The organism is Jiella endophytica (genome assembly GCF_004519335.1).
Taxonomy (GTDB): Bacteria; Pseudomonadota; Alphaproteobacteria; order Rhizobiales; family Rhizobiaceae; genus Jiella; species Jiella endophytica.
On record NZ_SOZD01000003.1, the window covers coordinates 134231 to 152694 of the forward strand.

At 68.6% G+C, this 18464-nt stretch carries 16 protein-coding genes; 5 read left to right on the plus strand and 11 right to left on the minus strand.

The genetic code is table 11. The features are described from left to right. Positions 1-32: 32 nt before the first annotated feature. The 3 genes from pqqA to E3C22_RS24890 form a co-directional block, all read right to left on the minus strand. A complete protein-coding gene (pqqA, locus tag E3C22_RS24960) occupies positions 33-110 on the minus strand; it encodes a pyrroloquinoline quinone precursor peptide PqqA (protein ID WP_134762461.1) in 78 nt (25 codons plus the stop codon). 290 nt (positions 111-400) lie between these two features. Then, complete coding sequence (locus tag E3C22_RS10565; RefSeq protein ID WP_134761993.1) at positions 401-4654, minus strand: peptidoglycan-binding protein; 4254 nt, start codon at positions 4652-4654, stop codon at positions 401-403. 110 nt (positions 4655-4764) lie between these two features. After that, positions 4765-5412 carry an OmpA family protein gene (locus tag E3C22_RS24890; protein ID WP_280987614.1) on the minus strand — a complete coding sequence of 216 codons (648 nt, stop codon included), beginning with the start codon at positions 5410-5412 and terminating at the stop codon, positions 4765-4767. A gap of 459 nt (positions 5413-5871) precedes the next feature. On the opposite strand from E3C22_RS24890, the gene E3C22_RS10575 reads away from it, so the two are divergent. Further along, positions 5872-6669, plus strand: coding sequence for an NYN domain-containing protein (locus E3C22_RS10575; RefSeq protein WP_425364968.1), 798 nt, complete (start codon positions 5872-5874; stop codon positions 6667-6669). A gap of 587 nt (positions 6670-7256) precedes the next feature. On the opposite strand, the gene E3C22_RS10580 is transcribed toward E3C22_RS10575, so the two are convergent. Continuing rightward, entirely contained in the window at positions 7257-8264 is a 1008-nt protein-coding gene (locus tag E3C22_RS10580) for an asparaginase (protein ID WP_134761996.1), read from the minus strand. A gap of 95 nt (positions 8265-8359) precedes the next feature. On the opposite strand from E3C22_RS10580, the gene E3C22_RS10585 reads away from it, so the two are divergent. Beyond that, positions 8360-9106 (plus strand): DUF3750 domain-containing protein, encoded by a 747-nt coding sequence (locus tag E3C22_RS10585; RefSeq protein ID WP_134761997.1) that lies wholly within the window; start codon positions 8360-8362, stop codon positions 9104-9106. Between the two features lie 33 nt (positions 9107-9139). On the opposite strand, the gene E3C22_RS10590 is transcribed toward E3C22_RS10585, so the two are convergent. Both E3C22_RS10590 and E3C22_RS10595 read right to left on the minus strand, forming a co-directional pair. Further along, positions 9140-9442, minus strand: coding sequence for an excalibur calcium-binding domain-containing protein (locus tag E3C22_RS10590; RefSeq protein ID WP_134761998.1), 303 nt, complete (start codon positions 9440-9442; stop codon positions 9140-9142). An 82-nt stretch (positions 9443-9524) separates the two neighbouring features. Next, positions 9525-9704 (minus strand): hypothetical protein, encoded by a 180-nt coding sequence (locus tag E3C22_RS10595; protein WP_134761999.1) that lies wholly within the window; start codon positions 9702-9704, stop codon positions 9525-9527. Between the two features lie 134 nt (positions 9705-9838). Here E3C22_RS10595 and gcvA point away from each other — a divergent pair, with 134 nt between their 5' ends. Next, a complete protein-coding gene (gene gcvA / locus E3C22_RS10600; protein ID WP_134762000.1) occupies positions 9839-10750 on the plus strand; it encodes a transcriptional regulator GcvA in 912 nt (303 codons plus the stop codon). 7 nt (positions 10751-10757) lie between these two features. Here gcvA and E3C22_RS10605 read toward each other — a convergent pair whose 3' ends face one another. Further along, positions 10758-11369: a thermonuclease family protein gene (locus E3C22_RS10605; RefSeq protein WP_134762001.1), complete on the minus strand. Its 612-nt coding sequence runs from the start codon at positions 11367-11369 to the stop codon at positions 10758-10760. A 177-nt stretch (positions 11370-11546) separates the two neighbouring features. Between E3C22_RS10605 and E3C22_RS10610 the strand changes: the two genes are divergently transcribed. Together E3C22_RS10610 and E3C22_RS10615 are read left to right on the plus strand one after the other, a co-directional pair. Then, complete coding sequence (locus tag E3C22_RS10610) at positions 11547-12041, plus strand: hypothetical protein (RefSeq protein WP_134762002.1); 495 nt, start codon at positions 11547-11549, stop codon at positions 12039-12041. Positions 12042-12043: 2 nt separating this feature from the next. After that, on the plus strand, positions 12044-12415 hold the full coding sequence (locus E3C22_RS10615) for a type II toxin-antitoxin system VapC family toxin (RefSeq protein WP_167591730.1): 372 nt from the start codon (positions 12044-12046) through the stop codon (positions 12413-12415). A gap of 44 nt (positions 12416-12459) precedes the next feature. On the opposite strand, the gene E3C22_RS10620 is transcribed toward E3C22_RS10615, so the two are convergent. From E3C22_RS10620 to pbpC, 4 genes are all read right to left on the minus strand, one after another. Next, positions 12460-13479 carry a sensor histidine kinase gene (locus tag E3C22_RS10620; RefSeq protein WP_134762004.1) on the minus strand — a complete coding sequence of 340 codons (1020 nt, stop codon included), beginning with the start codon at positions 13477-13479 and terminating at the stop codon, positions 12460-12462. A 116-nt stretch (positions 13480-13595) separates the two neighbouring features. Then, the gene (locus tag E3C22_RS10625; protein WP_206026953.1) at positions 13596-14012 is read right to left on the minus strand and encodes a response regulator; all 417 of its coding nucleotides are present in this window, start codon (positions 14010-14012) and stop codon (positions 13596-13598) included. A 26-nt stretch (positions 14013-14038) separates the two neighbouring features. Then, positions 14039-15526 (minus strand): sensor histidine kinase, encoded by a 1488-nt coding sequence (locus E3C22_RS10630; protein WP_134762006.1) that lies wholly within the window; start codon positions 15524-15526, stop codon positions 14039-14041. Positions 15527-15711: 185 nt separating this feature from the next. Continuing rightward, a complete protein-coding gene (pbpC, locus tag E3C22_RS10635; protein WP_134762007.1) occupies positions 15712-17805 on the minus strand; it encodes a penicillin-binding protein 1C in 2094 nt (697 codons plus the stop codon). Between the last annotated feature and the right edge of the window lie 659 nt (positions 17806-18464).

The window sequence follows — 18464 nt, forward strand, 5'->3', positions numbered from 1 at the left end:
CGCCCGCGGCCCAGATCGGTGTGCATGACCGATTAGAATTCGACGGGCATGTAGCCGTTGATTTCCATCGCCATGCAGACTTCGGTCATGATCGGCTTGTTCCAGGCCATGTGCTCTCTCCCAGTTTCGGTTGGCTTGCGCCGGCAACGAAACGACGGTGAAACCGCTTCATTCCGGCATCAACACGTTCAGTGATATAAAGGCTTTGACCCCATCCGTGAAGCGCTTCCCGGCCGTTCGGGCGATATCGGGAAGAGTTCCCAGACGCGTGAAGGCGCGGCGATTGCGGAGCGCGGCGGCCTGGCGCACCGAGGCGGACGGGAGACGGCGGATCGGCCCCGGCGAGCGGCCGTGACGCGGCCGGATCAGGGTGCCGGCCAGCCGGCTGCAAGGCAACGGTTCAGAACAGCGCGAAGTCGCCGATCATCTGGTTGCGGGCGATCCACGGCGTCTGGCGCCCGTCGGTCCTTTCGACGACCGCCCGCTTGATGGCGCCGTAGAGCTCGGAGATCTCGATGGCGCCATTGCCGTTGCGGTCGGTGGCGGCGCGCTCCGTCGTCAGCGCCGCCTCGATGGCGCGGGTGAAATAGCCGCCCTTGGCCTGATCGCTCTCGACTGCCGCCTGACGCCCCTTCGAGGCAGCGAAGACGACGACGCCGGAGGGCGCGGCATCGAGGATCGAGCCGACCGCGGCGTCGTTGGCGGCAAAGAGGTCGGAGCCGGCAAAACCCGACTGGCAGGCGTCGATGAACACCGCGACGCGGGTCTTCGCTCTTGCGACGACTGCGGCGAGCTTCGACCAGGCGATCGCGGTCGAGCCGAGATCGGCGACCTTCGCCGTGCTCGGCACGAGGTAGTAGCGGCCGTCCTTCGCCTGCAGGCCGTGACCGGCGAAGAACAGCGCGATCGTCTCGCCCTTCGGAACATCGGCGACCAGCTTTTCCAGTTCGGAAAGGATGCGTTCGGGGCTGGCCTCGCGATCGGTGAGGAGGGTCTCGGAGGCGATCTGCACCGTCGCACCGCCTGCCGAGGCAAGCTGTTTCAGGGTCGAGGCGAAGGTCGCCGCGTCCTCCGCCGGCCCGTCGAGCGCCGGGATCCTCGGATCGTCGAAGCGCTCGATGCCGATCGAGAGGACGTGGATCCGCCGTCTGGCGCCGGCGCCGATGTCGCGGCCTATCGGCAGGCTGACGACCGAGGCGGCGTCTGTGGCAACGAGGGAGAGCCAGCGGGTTCCGGGCAGCCTCTCGATGTCGCCGGACCACTCGGCGGTTCCTGCCTCGGTTTCGATCGGGATCGTGTCGGTGAGGAGGCCGTCCTGGAAGACCTGCATGCGGGCGACGGGCTCCGTGCCGCGCGCCGAAGCTGTGACCGTCACCGCCCCTTCCGCTGCGGGCTCGATCGTCGCGGCGAGGTCCGGCGGCGGGGACAGGGCGATCGGGCGCTCGTCGAGCCCGCCGGACAGGACCTTGTCGACGAGGCCCGGAACACGAAGCCTCGCATCGAACTGCTGGAAGGAATATTCGCCGATCCGGCCGGGAAAGCGGAATGACACGAATGACGCGCCCTCGGACGTCGCGTCGAAGCGGCCGTCCGGCACCCAGACGACCACCTCGTCGTCGGCATAGCGGCCATTGAGCGCGATGCCGCCGTCGGCGACCCGCAGGATCAGGAACTGGCCGTTGGCGAAGGTGACGAGGACGTGCCGGCGGTCCTTCAACAGATGCGCGCCGTCGATGATGTCGCCCTGCGGGATGCCGAAACGCTTCATCCGCATGGTGTCCGTCGCGATGTCATAGACGCCGACGCCGTTCGCCTCGGACGACCAGATGACGAGATCGTCGCCGAAGACGGCAATGTCGAAGCGGCAGGCGTCGAGGGACATCGGGCAGACCGTGCCGATATCGGTGGATTCGTCCTTGAGGCGCTGGGAGAGCTCGATCCTGCGGCCGCCTGCGACCGAGACGTGGAGCTGGGTGAGCGGGTAGAGGAAGCCTGCGGAGCCCTCGGCACATCCGTTGGTGGTCAGCCAGGCGACGCCGCTTCCCGACGCCCATCGCCAGGCGCGCGTCATGAACAGCGGCGTGTAATTCGCGTCCTCCGAATAGTCGATCTCGCCGGTCGTCGGGTCCTCGAAGAGGGAGCAGCCCGACAACTTGCGGAAGCCGTCCCGCGGCAGGCCGGTCTCGTTGGCGATCCGGTTGGTGAAGCGGCGGCGGATTTCGGCAACCCGCCGGTCGTAAGCGTCGAAGCCCGCGCGCCGCTCCTCCGTGGTGGCCTCGTCCGCAAAGGTCGGCTGCGACACCTTCTCGGCATCCATGTCGGCCGCCTCGAAGGTTGTCGCCGGCAGCCTTTCTGCGGTTGCGATGCCGAAGTCGGAAATCCGGGCCAGCAACGATCCGCCCTGGTGGCCTTTGCTCGTGGCGCCGACCTGCCGCCGCCAGTTGAGGACCTGCGTCTTGGTCGGGTCCCCGGCGGCGAGGTCCGGCGCCGGTGCAGCGAGCGAAGCCTCCTTCGACGGCTCCTCGGCTTCCCGCGAGTCGGCTTCGAGGCTGGCGGCGGCTTCGACGAGCGGTGCCGCCGGAGCGACGCGTCCATCGGCCAGGGCCCGCGTCACGCCCGTCGCCGAGCTGGCAAGGCGCGCAGCCGAGCGGGCGTCGGTGGCCGGGACGCGCTCTTCCGTCGTCAGGCCGGCGACGACAAGTTCGCCTTTTCGCCGGCTCCCGGACGTCTCCGTGTCGGTCAAGACGAGGTAATTGTCCTCGAGGCTGACAGCAAAGCCCTTGAAAGGGTCGAAACCGCATATCCGGCAGGTCGCCATCTCGACATCGGCGAGAAGGCTGCGGCCGCTGGTCGGATCGAAGATCGAGGTCAGCCCCCAGCCGCCCCAGTTCACCGCCAGCAAACTGTCGGCATTGTACCAGCCGCCGTTCCAGTACTGGGTGAACAGGATGCGCCGGCCATCCAGCGCGTCGACGACCAGCAGACCGTCGATGATGCTCGTCTGGTCGTCGAGGTGGTCCCTGCGATCCTGCGTCTTCACCGTCACGAAGCGCCCGGTCGGCGAAAAGCGCGGGTCGGTGCCGGCGCGCTCCAGAAGCTCGGCGCCGGTCGCCGTATCGAGCAGCCTGAAGCGATCCTTGTAGACGACGATGCGGCGCGTCCCGTCCGGCGAGGCGAGCACGCCGTTCGGCGTGCCGAGATCGGTCGGGTCGTTGACGACGATCTGCGGTTTTCCGGCGGCGCTGACCCTGAGGATAGCCCTGCCGCGACCCTCGGGCGCCTCGCGGATATTGCAGCCGTCATAGCCGACGACGGTCCAGTCGACGGCGACATCGCCGGCAAAGAGCGGCGCGACGGCGAGGGTTCCGGAGGTCGGCACCTTGCGCCCGAACAGCGGCACCACCGCCCGTGTGCGATCGCGGTTCCAGGCGATGTCGAAGGCCGCGCGGGCATTCGGGAGGAGGCCGTAGAAGGCTTCGCCGCCGAGCCGCACCGGCTCGCTGAAGGAGACCATCAGGAACACCGGCTCGCGCTCGGGAAACCGGCCCCTGGCCCAGGCGATGCTCGCCTTGTCGCCGGCGGCGATCGCGTCCGTGCCAAGGCTCATCCTCATGTCGCGGCCGAGCCTGTCGATGATGTCGCGGCGGTCGGAACAGGTCTTGCTGCTGGCGAGACGCCATTTGCCGGTGGCAAGGAGATCGCGCGGACGCATGGCGACGTCCACCGGCTCGTCCTGCGCCGGCGCATCGGCCTGATCTCCCGCGGTGTCCCGCGGTTCATCCTCTGGCGCAGCGTCGTCAGCTGCAACGGCAGGCGGGTCGTCAGCCGGCTCGACAGGCACGCGGCCGGCCGCGGCGACGGCCAGGACGAAGGCCTCGCGCTGCCCGACCCCCTCCGGGTCGCGGCCCTCGCTTTCGACGAAGGCGGCGATGGCATCGGCCGTCGCCGGGCCGAGCCTGCCATCCGGCTTTCCCGCCGCAAAGCCGAGCGTGTTGAGCGCTTGCTGATATGCGGCGATCTCGGCCCTTGTCAGTGGCTCGTCGTCTTCGCCGGCAAGGTCCTCGGGAACGAGGTCTTGCCGGGCCGGGTCTTGCCGGGAAGAGTCTTGGCCGGCCGTGTCCTCCCGGGCAAGGTCGCCGGCCTCGGCCGGCCGCTCCTGCCCGGCCAGCGCCGTTTCGCCAAAATCGATCGGCTCGCCGGCGGCTGCCGGGCCCGGCTGCTCCGGTTCGGACGCGCGGGCCTCCGTGACCGTATCGAGCACTGCGGCAACAGCCATGGCATAGGCCTGGCGGCGCGGCGTGGTCGCCGGGTCGAGGCCACGGCTCCTGACGAAATCGGCGATCGCCCGGCCCGTCATCGGCCCGAGGTGTCCATCCGGCTCGCCGGCCGCAAAGCCGAGCGCATTGAGCGCCCGCTGATAGGAGACGATCTCGCTGCGGCTGAGGCTGTCGGCATTGCGCAAGACCGGAGCCTCCTGCCGGCGCGACGGCGCGCGGTGGCGATGACGCGGGCGGCGGCGGTCGAGCTCGTTCTGCAGCACCCGGGCGCCGATGCCGAGGATCGCCCTGAACGTCCGATCGCCGGCCGAGGCGGGCAGCACAGGCAGGGCCATCAGCACCGCAAGGAAGACGGCAAGGGCACGAAAACATCGCATCGTTCGGCCACTCCCCCTGTGGACCCCCGGTCAGGCCGGACGAGAAAACTGCCACCGTGCCGGACGGGCGATCCCGGCTCCCCGGCAGCCGTGCCGGACGCCGACCCGGCTCACTTCAACAAGACGATCTGCACCCGGCGGTTTTCCGCCGCCAGCGGGTCGACGCCGTTCTTCAGGTCGCTCTCGCCGCGGCCGGCGACGATGAAGCGCTCCTCGCCCTCGCCGCTGAGATCGACCAGCCGGTCGCGCACGGCGGCGGCCCGCCGCGTCGACAGCGCCTGATTGTATGCGTCGCTGCCGGCGGCATCGGTATGGCCGATGACGACGAAGCGATCGCCGGAAAAGCGCGGATCGGCCACCGCTTCGGCCAGCGCCTGCAGCTCGCCGCCGGAGGCCGGCAAAGGGTCGGCCGAGTCGCTGGCAAAGAGGATTTCGACGTCGATCGATGGCAGCGGTTCGCTGTCGTCCTCCTCGACGATGAGCAGGCGGGAGCGCTCGCCGGCGCGCATCGAGCGGCTCTTGCCGAGCGTCGGCTCGCAGGCCTCGCCGTCGGCGATCTTCAGGTCGCAGAGTTCGCTTCGGCTGAAGGTGCGGGCTGCCTCGGCTGCCTTGCCGCCGCAGCCCTCGGCCTTGCCGGCGAGGCAGTCGCCGAGGCTTGGGGATTGGCCCAGATATTCGTCGAGATCGACGGCCTTCAGCTGTTCGCTCGAACCGGCAAGACCGGCCGAGGCACCGGAGACGACAAAAACCAGAGCCATGCCGGCAGCGCGCAGGGGGGCGGCCAGCCGCGCCGCCGCGCCTCTTAATCGCCGGTCCCGGACGCTGCCCAGGAAGGCCGCGTCTGCCCTTTCGGTTCGTGCCATGACGCTCATGCCATCTCACCCATCTTCGCCCGGCGGGCAGCCTTGCTTTGCGACCGATGCCGGAGAATGCGACCCGAACGCCCGACAACCGGGCCGGGAAGTTCCGTAGGGTCAGACTATCCGGCCGGGCGGTGCTGTCAACCGGCGCATCGTTGCCTTGGCGCGGCCCCGGAAATCTCCGCAGGCCGCCCGGTTTTCACTGGAAGGACGAGAGCGATTTCTGCCCGCTGGAGCCGGCGCAGCCGCCGCTTTCGCAGTGCCTCGACGCGGCAAACGCCGGGCGACGGGTGAAAGACTGCGGCGGCGGCCTATGATTGGTGCGACGCTCATGCCGAAAAGGACAAAGGAATGTCGATGACCCGTTCCGACCGCACGCCGCGCCTCGCGGTGCTGATCGACGCGGACAACGCCTCGCCGAAGATCGCCGATGGCCTCTTCGAGGAAATCGCCAAGATCGGCGAGGCGAGCGTCAGGCGGGTCTATGGCGACTTCTCCACCAGCCGGTCGAAGGGCTGGGTCGACATTCTCGCCCGCCACGCCATCGTGCCGCAGCAGCAGTTTCCCTATACGATCGGCAAGAACGCCTCGGACATCACCCTCGTCATCGACGCGATGGACCTTCTGCACAGCGGGCGCTTCGAGGGCTTCTGCCTGGTCTCCTCGGACAGCGACTTTACCCGCCTCGCCTCGCGCATCCGCGAACAGGGCATCGACGTCTACGGCTTCGGCGAGCAGAAGACGCCGGAGAGTTTTCGCCAGGCCTGCCGGCGCTTCATCTACACCGAGAACCTCCTGCCGGACCGCGCCGACCCGGAACGCGGCACGGACAGCCGCCGGGCCAAGCCGCTGGCCGGCCAGGAAGAGGCGACGCGGCTGATGCTGCGGGTCATCGCCCAGATGGACACCGAGGACGGCTGGGCCAATCTCGGCAGCTTCGGCAAGCAGATCCTCAACCTCGCGCCGGACTTCGACCCGCGCACCTACGGCTTCAAGAAGCTGAGCGACCTCGTCCGGGCGACGCAGGAATTCGAGGTGCGCGAAGGCGAAGGCCGCGGCATCGACATCCGCGAAGCGCCGAACAAGCCGCGCAGGCGGAGCACGACCCGCGGATCGCGGCGCTCGCCGGCCAAGACGGTGGCGAAGTCGGGCTGACTACGGAAGGCACGGGAACGTGGTCTGGTGATTTCGTCGCCAACCGGCGGGGCGGATCCTGCGGTCTTGCGGCCGGCGCCGGGGAGCGCCTTCGGGCCGCACACCCATGAAGATTGCAACAGTATAAATCGTCTCAGAAATGGTTATAGGCGCAATGCCACAAGCAAAACCCACCTGACGACGCCCTCTCGGGCGAGGAGCGCAGGCGGGTCAGACGATATCCATGTCAGGCGAAAAGCATTTCCGGAGGCGGCGAAAAGTCGAGCCTGTTCAACGGCTCCCGCGGCTCGTAGGCCGCCTCCCGAAATCCGACAGTCCGTTGCCGCTGGACAAGGCCCCGTGCGTCAAGCCTTGGCGTCTAAGCGGCGACCTGCTGAGGTGGCTCCAATTCAACCTCCCGGCTTGGTGGATGCGACAAAACGAAGACTACGCCCATCAGCGAAAACGTCAAGCATCAATCGTCATTTACTTGGAATTTGACTATACGTGCGACAGACGGTGCCGGCGTCGAATGACGGGGGGCCATGCGGCGAACGGCTCGCGCGCGGCGTCTCGGAGGCGCCCGTCGCTGGCGAGCCCCGGCCGCGTCACAGATCCGGCAGCACCGCCCGCACCTCGCCGGTCAGCGTGCCGCGCTTGTTTTGGAGCGGCGCCGTGGCCATCGCCGAAAACACGCCCGAGAGCTCGGCATCGGCGGTTTCGAGCGCCTTTGCCAGCACCGCCGCGGCGAGCGCCTCGCTCGCCCGCTTCGCCCCGTCGTCGATCTTCAGCGCGAAGCCGAGGCCGAGCTCCGGCAGTGCGCCGCAGAAGACGCCCTCGGCGCCGGTCTTGACGAAGACCCTGCCAGGCGCCGCCTGCATCATCGTCATGCAGGCCCGGCCGGTGCCGGACATTTCGAAGGGCTCGGCCATGCAGGCGCGCATCAGCGCCTGGCCGGCCTCGGCCCGCTGCGGCTCGATGCCACGGCCGGAGACGATTTTGGCGAAAGCGCCGGCGAGATCGCGCAGCGGCGTCGCATAGGTCGGGATGGAGCAGCCGTCGGTGCCGCAGACATCGACATTGAGGCTGTGGCCGGTGAGATCCTCGAGCACCGCCTTGACACGGATCTGCGCCGGATGGTTCGGCCCGACATAGCCGGCCGCCGTTTCGCCGCGGTGGACGGTGGTGAGCAGAAAGCCGGCATGCTTGCCGGAGCAGTTGTTGTGAAGCTGGCAGGGGGTTTCGCCGCGCCGCGCCATGTCGCGGGAGATTTCCGGCTCGCCCGGCCATTCCGGGCCGCATTCGAGCGCCGTCTCGTCGAGACCGGCCTTCGCCAGCATCGCCGCGGCGCGGCGCAGATGCTCCGGCTCGCCGGAATGGGAGGCACAGGCGAGCGACAGGTCCTTGTCGGTCAGCCCGAAGCGCGCCGCAGCGCCCGTTTCGATCAGCGGGATCGCCTGCAGCAGCTTGACCGCCGAGCGCGGAAACACCGGGCGGTCGAGATCGCCGACCCCGGCGACCAGCCGGCCCTCGCCGTCGACGAGGGCAAAGGCGCCGCGGTGGCAGCTCTCGACGAGTTCACCACGCGTGACTTCCACGAGAACGGGGTTTTGCATAATTTCGACCTGACAGACGGTTGATGCTGAAACAGCGAGATAGGGCACGGGGCTGCGGCTGGCACCGCCCGCCTCGATGGACTGCCAGAGGGACGATGCGCATTTTCAAATTTCTCGCAATCGGCTTCGTCGCGATCTTCCTGATGCCGGCGGCCGCCTCGGCGGCGCTGTGGTATCTCGGCGACCACGCCACCTCCTGGCGGACCGCCGACTGGTCGTCCTCCGGCGTGCTGGCGCCGGCGCCAAGCGTGCCGCAGGCCTTCGTCGCGATCCTGTCGGCCCGCACCGGCGGGCTGAAGGGTGCGGTGTCGGAACATTCCTGGATCGTCGTCAAGGAAAAGGGCGCCAGCGCCTACGAGCGCTGGGACAAGGTCGGCTGGGGAACGCCGGTGCGGCGCAACGAATTTCCGCCCGACGGGCGATGGTATTCGAACACGCCGCATTTCGTCTTCTCGGCCGAGGGGGACGCCGCCGAGCGGCTGATCCCGAAGCTTCGCGCGGCGATCGCGGCCTATCCCTTTTCCCGTCGCGGCGGCTATCACATCTTCCCCGGGCCGAACTCCAACTCCTTCGTCGCCTTCGTCATGCGGCAGGTGCCGGAGATCGACGTCGCTCTGCCGCCGGTCTCGGTCGGCCGCGACTATCCGACCGACGGGCGGCTCGCCTTTCTCGATCCGGACGGGCGCGATGCGCATCTGTCGCTGTTCGGCTATGCCGGGATTTCCGCCGGCTGGAAGAGCGGCTTCGAGTTCAACCTCCTCGGCCTCGTCGTCGGGCTCGACGTCAGGCGGATCGGCATCAAGGTGCCGGCCTTCGGGACCTTCGCGCTGCTGGATGGCTGAGCCGGCGACTGGCGTGGCGGGCGGTGTGGGCGGTCAGCAGCCGATCTGCGCGCGGATGGCATCGACCTCGCGTTTGGAATGGCAGACGTTCTCGCAGGGGATGCCGTCGTGGTCGCCATCGGCTCGGGTATAGCCGCCGCACCACAGCCACACCGCCTCCTCGCAGCTCGACACGGACTTGCAAGTCCGGCGCTGGGCAAGCAGCAGATCGAGCGTCCGGGACGGGTGGGGCAGAGTGCCGGCGTCGTCATTCGAGGGAGCCGGGAGCGCCGGGGCGGGGCCGAGGAAAAACGAGACGGCAAAGACGGCGAAGAGAGCGGGGGCGGTGCGAAACATCGCCCGCCCCTACACGCAGTGGGAGCAAACTCCAAACGCCTTCACCACCTGAAATAGGCAGCCGGCTTTCAATCTCGCGTCGTCAGCGGCGCCTGCAGCCGCGCTCGGCGCCATCGCGGCCGTCGAGCAGGCCGATGTCGCGCAACAGGCTCGGCGGCGTCGAGCCAGGCGACAGGACGATGCGCTTCTTGCGGTGGCGGGCGGAAACCATCCTTTCGACGGCGCGCAGCATCGCGCGCCCGGCCAGGCTGAGCCAGGTCATGAAACCTCCCAGGCGCAGCGCCCGCAGGCGCCGCTATCGAGTTCATTCGGAAGCTCTTTTCTGCGCCGTGAAGGGCTTGCACACCAACCAAAGCTCGATCAGCATGCATAAGGTCAGCTTATGCCGGAGGACGGATGCGCCATCGCGACCTGCCGCCGCTCGCCGCGATCCGCGTCTTCGAGGCGGCGGCGCGCCATGCGAGCTTCACCCGCGCCGCCGAGGAGCTCGGCATGACCCAGGCGGCGGTCAGCTATCAGATCAAGCTTCTCGAGGAGCGGCTCGGGGCGCCCTTGTTCCTGCGCCGGCCCCGCACGGTTGAACTGACCCCCACCGGCCGGCAGCTGGCGCCGGCGACGAGCGAGGCGCTGGACCTTCTCGCCTCGGCCTTCGCGGCGGCCCGCAAGGATGCCGGCAGCGTGCTGACGGTCAGCGTGCTGCCGACCTTTGCGGCCCACTGGCTGGCGCCGCGCATGGGCCGGTTCCAGATGAAGCATCCGGAGATCGCCGTGCGCATCACCGCCACCCGCGCGGTCGTCGACTTCCGCCGCGAGGATGCCGACGTCGCGATCCGCAGCGGCCTCGGCGAATGGGAGGGACTGACCGTCCATCCGCTGTTTCCGGTCGCTTTCGCGCCGATGCTGAGCCCGAAGCTTCTCGAACGGCACGGCCCGTTGACGAGCCCCGCGGACCTTCTCGACATGCTGCTGATCGATCCGGGCGATCGCTGGTGGTGCCTCTGGTTCGCGGCGATGGGTATCGAGGGCTTCGAGCCCGCCGGCCATCCGGACGCGCGGATGGGCGATCAGCATCTCGAGGCGCGGGCGGCGATGGGCGGGCATGGCGTCGCCATTCTCACCCCCGGCTTCTATCGCCAGGAAGTCGAGATCGGCCTCTTGGCGCAGCCCTTTCCGGCGATCTCGGAGACCGGCCAGAACTATTTCCTCGTCTATCCCGCGGCGCGCCGCAACGTGCCGAAGGTCCGGGCCTTTCGCGACTGGCTGCTCGACGAGCTGGAGGCGGACGAGCAGACGAGGGATAAGGCTTGACGGTTTTTCAGAGGCACCAGGGATTGCCGCTGTTCGGCCAGCGCTGCGCCAGCCCCTCGTCGAGGAGAACCGCGCCGGCATCGCGCCCGTCGGCCACGGTCACGGAGACGATGGTACGGCCATAGTGGCCGGTTCCCTGACGCCTCAGCGAATAGCCGGCCGACATCAGGCTACGCAGCCGGTCCCGGGCCTGCCGGCCGACCCTCTGCTCACGGGAGCAAGCCGGACTGGAAATCTCCGGTGTGTCGATATCGGCCATGCGCCACTTCTCGCCGTCGAGCCAGCCCGTGTCGCCGTCGACGATGCAGGTCACGCGGCGGGCCGCGCGGTTCGGGCCCGAGCAGATCCCGATCGGGCCGCGATGCTCCGGCACGGCGGCGCGGGCCGGCGACAGCCGGACGAGGTCACCGAGCGCAGGAATATCTTGTCGCGAGAGCCAGTCGGCGACAAACGGCGTTGCAAAAGCCAAGGCACAGCTTGCGGCGAGGATGACGCCGAAGCCGCCTCGTGCGGGCCTCTGGCGCTCGAAGCGGTCCTGCCGCGCCGCGCGAAGCGGCGCCACATCCGCGTTCCAGCCATCGGCGCGGGAGCGCCGGATATTCGAGCGGGCCTGTCTCATGCCGCAACCGTAAGGCGTCAGCGGCAAACGGCCGGTTAAGCGGATCGCTCGAATTTGTATGAGGCCCGGTGGCGGACGAGCCGTAAACGGCCTGCCCGAGGTTGCGAAGAATATGACAGTCGCAGGACACAGTAATCATGTATAGATGACGGCAGAACCTATACATGGAGACAGACCATGTCCAAGGCCGGCAAGCCAGTTTCATCGCCATCCAAGGCCTCCAAGACGAGGCGCGTGTGGGAGATCGCCGGCTCGCTCAGCGAGCGGACGGGCCGCAGAGCCGAACGCAAGGCGGTGATCGACGCCTATGTCGAGGAAGGCGGCAATCCCAACACCGCCTCCACCCAGTATGCCTACTGGAAGCAAGCCTATGACGCGGATCGCGCCGATCGGCCGGAGATGCCGGGGACCGTTGCGGCAACACGGCTGACGGTCGGCAAGGACGGCCGCCTCCTCATCCCCGCGCGGATGCGGGACGCGATGCTGCTCGGCGAGGACGAGGCCGTGAGCGCCGAGGTCGTCGATGGCGAATTGCGCATCCTCTCGGCCAAGGCCGCCGTTCGCCACGTCCAGGCAATGGCAAAACGCCTCGACAAGGGGAACGGCTCCGCCGTCGACGAGCTGATCGCCGAGCGGCGCGAAGAGGCGCAGCGCGAGAGCCGGCCGAAATGATCGTGCTCGATACCTCTGCGCTTCTTGCCCTGATCTTCAACGAGCCGGGCTCGAAGACCGTCGAGCAATCGCTTTCGGACGCGCGGCTGTCGGCCGTGAGCCTGTCCGAGGCGATTTCGAAGCTGATCGACCGGGGCTTTACTCTCGACCAGGCCCGCGCGACGATCACCAAACTGCCTCTGGCGATCGTCGCCTTCGACACCGAACTGGCTCTCATCGCCGCCTCGTTTCGTCCAGCGACGAAACGACTGGGCTTCTCCTTCGCCGACCGGGCCTGCCTTGCGCTCGCAAGGCATTCCGGCGCCACCGCCTTAACGGCCGATCGCGCATGGGGAGACGTCGATCTCGGCGTCGTGGTGACGATCGTCCGGTAAGTGGCCAGGGATCGCGGCGGTCAGATCAAAGACCGACCGCCCCCTCACAGCGCGGCGGTGACGCATATCCGGGCGCCGGGGCCGTTGCCGTGGTCGATCTCGGCATTGAGGCTCTGGGCCATCGCCCGGATCAGCCGCGTCCCGACGCCGGTTCCCGTCGGCTTCGCCTTCGGATCATAGCCGGGGCCGTCGTCCTCGACGCTGAGGCGGAACATCGGCTTCTCTTCGGCAAGGCGGATGCGCACCTCGCCCGGCTCCGCGCCGACATAGGCATATTTGCAGGCATTGCCGACGAGTTCGGTGACGATGATGCCGACCGAGACCGCCTTGTCGGTGGGAAGCCGCACGGGATCGGCCTTGACGGTCACCTTGCGCGGCGAGGTCGGCGTCGACCAGGTCGCCGCCAGCTCCTCGGCGAGGGGCTGCAGATATTCGGCCATGTCGATGCTGGCGATGTCGTCGGAATTGTAGAGCCTACGGTGGACCTGGGCGATCGCGGCGATCCGCTGCTGGGTGTCCTTCAGCGCCGACTTCGCCTCGTCGCTGGTGACGCCCGCCGCCTGGAGGTTCACGAAGGCAGAGAGGATCTGCAGGGAATTGGCGACGCGGTGGTTCGCCTCCTTCACCATCGCCGCCAGCCGCTCGTTGGAGGCCCTGAGCGCCCGCTCCGCCTCTTCCTTGGCGGCGACCAGCGCCCGGCGCTCGAGCGACTGGTGGAAACTCGAGGCGAGGAGATCGAAGAACTCCTCGCCGACGGTCTTCACCACATAGTCCGAGGCGCCGGCCTTCAGCGCCGCGATGGCGACCGCGGTCTCGTCGGAGCCGGTGACGAAGACCACCGGCGGCGGCGCGGCCAGCGCCGCGATGACCGACAGCGCTTCGAGCCCGGTCTTGCCTGGCATGTAGTGATCGATGGCAACGAGATCGAAGTGGCTTTCGACGAGACGGCTGACGCCGCTGTCGGCGTCGCCGGCCGTCTCGACGTCGAAGCCCCGCCGGCGCAGCGCCCGGCTGGTCAGCACTCTCAGCGCCTCGTCGTCGTCGATGTAGAGAACACGCGGCATCGGCCCCGATTTCAAACTGGCGGAAGCGCCCGGCCGTCGCGGTGTCGCGACAGCGGCGCTCTCGGCCTCAAACAATAAGGATTGCGGCAGGCAGGCTCGGCATCGCGATCACCGCCTCAGTCGGCTTCCGGATCGGGCACCTGGATCACCGACAGGAACAGGCCGAGCTGGCGGATCGCCTGGGCGAAGGTCTCGTAGTTCACCGGCTTGGTGATGTAGACATTGGCGCCGAGATCGTAGCAGCGCTCGATCTCCACCTTGTCGTCGGTGGTGGTGAGGACGACGACCGGCGTGCGCCTCAGCGGGCTGTCGGGCGCCTTCATCTTCTGCAGGATGTCGATGCCGCTCATGTCCGGCAGGTTGAGATCGAGGAGCACCAGCGCCGGGCCGTTGCGGGCCGGCCCGTCCGGCGCGTCGAACAGATATTTCAGCGCCGCCGTCCCTTCCAGGAAGTGGCGGATGGCATTGTTGACGCCGGCCCTGCGGATGTTCTTCTCGATCAGCCGCGCATGGCCCTCGTCATCCTCGATCATCACGATATTGACGGTCTGGTGTGCGCTCACGTCTGAGCCCCCTGTTGCGGTGCGAGTGCCATCGGCAGAGAGAGGCTGAAGGTCGCCCCCTGGTCGAGGGAAGACTCGCAGCTGATCGTTCCTCCCAATCGGTATGCCAGAGCCCGCACATGGGCAAGTCCGATGCCCTCCCCGGGCTGATCCTGCGCGCCGGAGCGGCGGAACAGGTCGAAAATGCGTTCATGGTCCTTCGGATCGATGCCGCGACCATTGTCCTCGATTTCGACGATAACACGTCCGCCGGTCTTGCGGCCACGGATCGTGATGCGGCCCGGGCGGTCGGGTTTCAGATATTTGAGCGCGTTCTCGACGAGATTGGAGACGATCTGCTCGACGGCGAGCCGGTCGGTGACGACGGTCGGAACCGGTTCGGTCTCGACGGTCACCCCGAGTTCGTCGATCCGATGCTGCAGACTGTCGACGACCGAGACGGCAAGAGCGTTCATGTCGACCGCCTCGAGGGCCAGCACGCGCCGGCCCTCGCGCGACAGCCTGAGGATAGCGTTGATCAGCCGATCCATCTTTTCGGTCGAGGTGCGGATGAAGCCGATCGCCTCCGGCAGGTCCTCGCGCACGGCGAACTTCGTCTCTTCCTCGACGAGATCGGGCGCGGCTTCCTCGACCCTGTCAATCAGCTCGCCGAGCGGCTTGATCGCGGCGTCGAGCTCGGCGGTGAAGCCCATGACATTGACCAGCGGCGACCGGAGGTCGTGAGAAACGATATAGGCGAAGCGCTGGATCTCGGCATTCGCCCGCTGCAGCTCGGCAGTGCGCTCGGCGACGGCGGATTCCAGATCCTCATTGAGGCCCTGCAGCTGGATGCCGGTGGTGGTCAGCGCCCGCAGGGTCCGCCGCGTCGCCCAGATGGTGCCGACGGCGACGAGCACGAAGAGGCAGCCGGCGACGCCGGCGACGATCGTCGAGACATAGACGCTGCGGTGCTCAGCCGCCTCCCGCGCGATCAGAAGGCGCCGCTCGGCGATGCTCATCTCGTCGGAGAGGTCGCGCAGCTGCTGGACGACCGTGATGTCCTCCTCGTCGAGGAGGCTCTGCGCCTTGACGCCGGTGCCGCCGGCCTGCTTGTCGGCGACCGATTCCCTGAGCAGCCCAAGATAGCGGTCCGTCAGGGTGCGGAAGCGGGACAGCCGGGCGACCTGATCGGGATTGTCCGAGGTGAGTTCGGAAATCCGCTCGATCTGCACCGGGATCTGCGCCGCAGTCTTCTCGAAGGTTTCGAGGAAGCGGGGATCGTCTTCCAGGAGGAAGCCGCGCCGCGCCGCCTCGATCCGCTCGTTGAGGCGATTGAGATCGGCGACCGCCGCTTCCACCTCGATCGTGTGGGAGACCAGTTGGCCGTAGTCCTGCGAGCGCTGATACGCCCAGACCACCGCGACGGCCGCGACGCCCAGCATCAGGAAGCCGGCGGCGACGGCGAGGAAGATCGCACGGTTGGCGCGACGTTGCGAATTCTGCATCGGGTCGGTCGGGGCCCGTGTGAAGCGGGCGCCCGGCCCTTGTGGATCGAGGGGAGCGGCCGCGCTGATCGCTCGACTGTGTGGAAGAACGATGGGTTTGCGTTGCGAGAGGGTCTAGCCCGGCCTTTGCCGCCGCTCAAGTGCCTGCCGGCCAGGGCGCAAGGAAAGCGGTGGAGGAACGCCGGCTATTTGACGAAAACCTCGGCGCTCGCCGCCGCACCGGCCGCGTCGACAACCGAGATCGCCAGGAAGCCGGGCTCCTTCGGCCGGAAGCTCGACTGGCGCAAGAGCTGGCCGCGATCGACGGGCAAGCCGTCGACATACCAGGTGAAGGGCGGCCGGCCGTTCCGGACCTTCAGATAGAGCGGCGCCATGGCGTCCGGCGCGCCCGCTCCCAGCGGTCCGTCGAGGCCGGCGAGCTCGATGCGGCTTTTGTCGGGGGGATAGACGATCTCCGGCTTCAGCCCGGCCTCGCGGCGCTCGGCCGCCCGGCCGACCCGCTTCAGCGGCGGCGGCAGGCCGGCCCCGGCCGAGGCGAGGATGCCCGGCGGCGGCCCCGGCAGGCGGGAGACCGGCCCGATCCGCGCGAAGACGTCGTGCATCACCGGCACGGCGGACTCCTGGCCGACGAGGCCGAGCACCGGTGCGCCATCCGGCCGGCCGAGCCAGACGCCGACGACATGCCGGCCGTCATAGCCGATCGTCCAGGCGTCGCGATAGCCGTAGGAGGTACCGGTCTTGTGGGCGATCTCGCCCGGCGAGCCCTTGGTGGTCGAGGTCGCGCCGGCGAGGATCGAGGTGACGTACCAGGCCGCCTGTTCGGACAGGACGCGGCGGCGCGGCTGCGGCTCGGCGGCGGCCTCGACGTGCAACGGCATCGAGACGCCGCCATTGGCGATCGCCGCATAGAGCCGCACCAGATCCTCCAGCGTCAGGCCGAGGCCGCCGAGACCGATGGCAAGCCCCGGCAGCGACCGGTCGCCGAGCTCCGGCGCCGCCCCGGCACGGCGGATCCGCTGGACGAGGCGGCTCGGCCCGACTTCGGACAGGAGCTCGACCGCCGGCAGGTTGCGCGACAGCTGCAGCGCCCTTCGCGCGGTGATGACGCCCTCGAACTCGTGGTCGAAATTCTGCGGCGTGTAGCCGGCAAAGCCGCCAGGGGAATCGTCGACGAGGCTTTCGGGATGGGCGACGCCGCGCTCGAAGGCGAGGCCGTAGATCAGCGGCTTCAGGGTCGAGCCCGGCGAGCGCTCGGCCTGGGTCAGGTCGACGAAGCCCTGGCGGGAGCGGTCGAAGAAGTCCGGCGAGCCGATTTCGGCGAGGATTTCGCCGCTGGAATAGTCGGCAACGACGATGGCGAGCGACAAGGGGCTCTTCAGCGTTTCGGCCTTCTCCCGCGCATAGGCCTCGAGCCGCTCCTGCAGGCGGCCGTCGAGGGTCAGGTTGACCGGGCTCTCGGTGGGATGGGCGGCATGCAGGCGCTCGGAGAGATGCGCCGCGAGGAGCGGCATCTGCCGGCGCGCCTGCGGCATCGGCTCGCGCAGCGCCCGGCGCATCTCCCGGGCGTCGAGAACGCCGAGTTCGGCCATGCGGGCGAGCACCCGCCCCCGCGCCGCCTCGGCCCGGGCGGGAAAGCGGTCCGGCCGATAGCGCTCCGGCGATTGCGGCAGCGCCACCAGGAGCGCCGCCTCGGCGGCGGTGAGGCGGCGCGGCTCCTTGCCGAACAGGCTGAGCGAGGCCGCCCGCACCCCTTCGACATTGCCGCCATAGGGCGCGAGCCGCAGATAGAGCGACAGGATCTCCGCCTTGTCGTAGCGGCGCTCCAGCGCGACCGCCGTCAGCATCTGCTCGGCCTTCGCCGCAAACGAGCCGGTCGGCAGGTTGCCGAGCATGCGGGCGACCTGCATCGTCAGGGTGGAGCCGCCGGAGACGATGCGGCCGTGGCTGGCCGACTGCCAGGCGGCGCGCAGCAGCGCCCGCGCATCGATGCCGCCGTGATCGAGGAAGCGCTTGTCCTCCCAGGCGAGCAGCATCGTCAGGAAGCGCGGGTCGACGTCGCCGCCGGAGGCCGCGAGGCGCCAGCGGCCGTCGGCGACCGGAAAGGCCCTGAGGATGCGGCCGTCGCGGTCGACCACCTCGACGCCCGTCTCGGGCTCCGTCAGCGCGGCGATTCGGCGCGCGACCGCCGCCTCGAAGGCCGAATAGGACCAGAGGCCGGCAATCAGCAGGATGAGGAGGGCGGTCAGGCTCGTCTGGGCAAGCCGGCGGCGGGGCGACATGTCAGGCGGGCCTCGCAGGTGGGTCGGTCGGCCTTTGGTGTGGATGGTTTGCGGCGCCGTGGCCAGTCGGGCCGCGGCGAGCGACGTGGTTCGCCCCGTCGATCAGACCCTGCCTCGGAACCCGTATCAGTGTTGACGCGGGGCAGAGGGATCCGCGGTGTACCCCCCTCTGTCGGCTTCGCCGACATCTCCCCCTTAAGGGGGGAGATCGGCGGGAGCTGGTTTCGATGACGGGCGGAACCGGTATCAGTGTTGACGTGGGGGTCGTGGTGGCGCCGTGCACCCCCCTCTGCCCTGCCGGGCATCTCCCCCTCAAGGGGGGAGATCGGTGGGAGCCGGTTTCGATGACGGGCGGATTGGTTGTCAGCGCCTTCGTTGTCATGAAGAGCGCCTTGGTTTTCGAGAGCGTAGTCGGGCGGTGAGCTCGATGAAGGCCCGATCTCCCCCCTTGAGGGGGAGATGCCCGGCAGGGCAGAGGGGGGTGTGCCGCAGAAGCCCCTCGCCCTTCGAGGCTCGCCGTCGCTGCGCTCGGCTCACACCTCAGGATGAGGGGGCTTCCGTTCACCGACGCGGCGACCGTGGACGCGTCTGCTGCGCTCGGCTCACACCTCAGGATGAGGGGGCTTTTGCCAACTGCGGCAACGGCCGCCAGCGTCGCG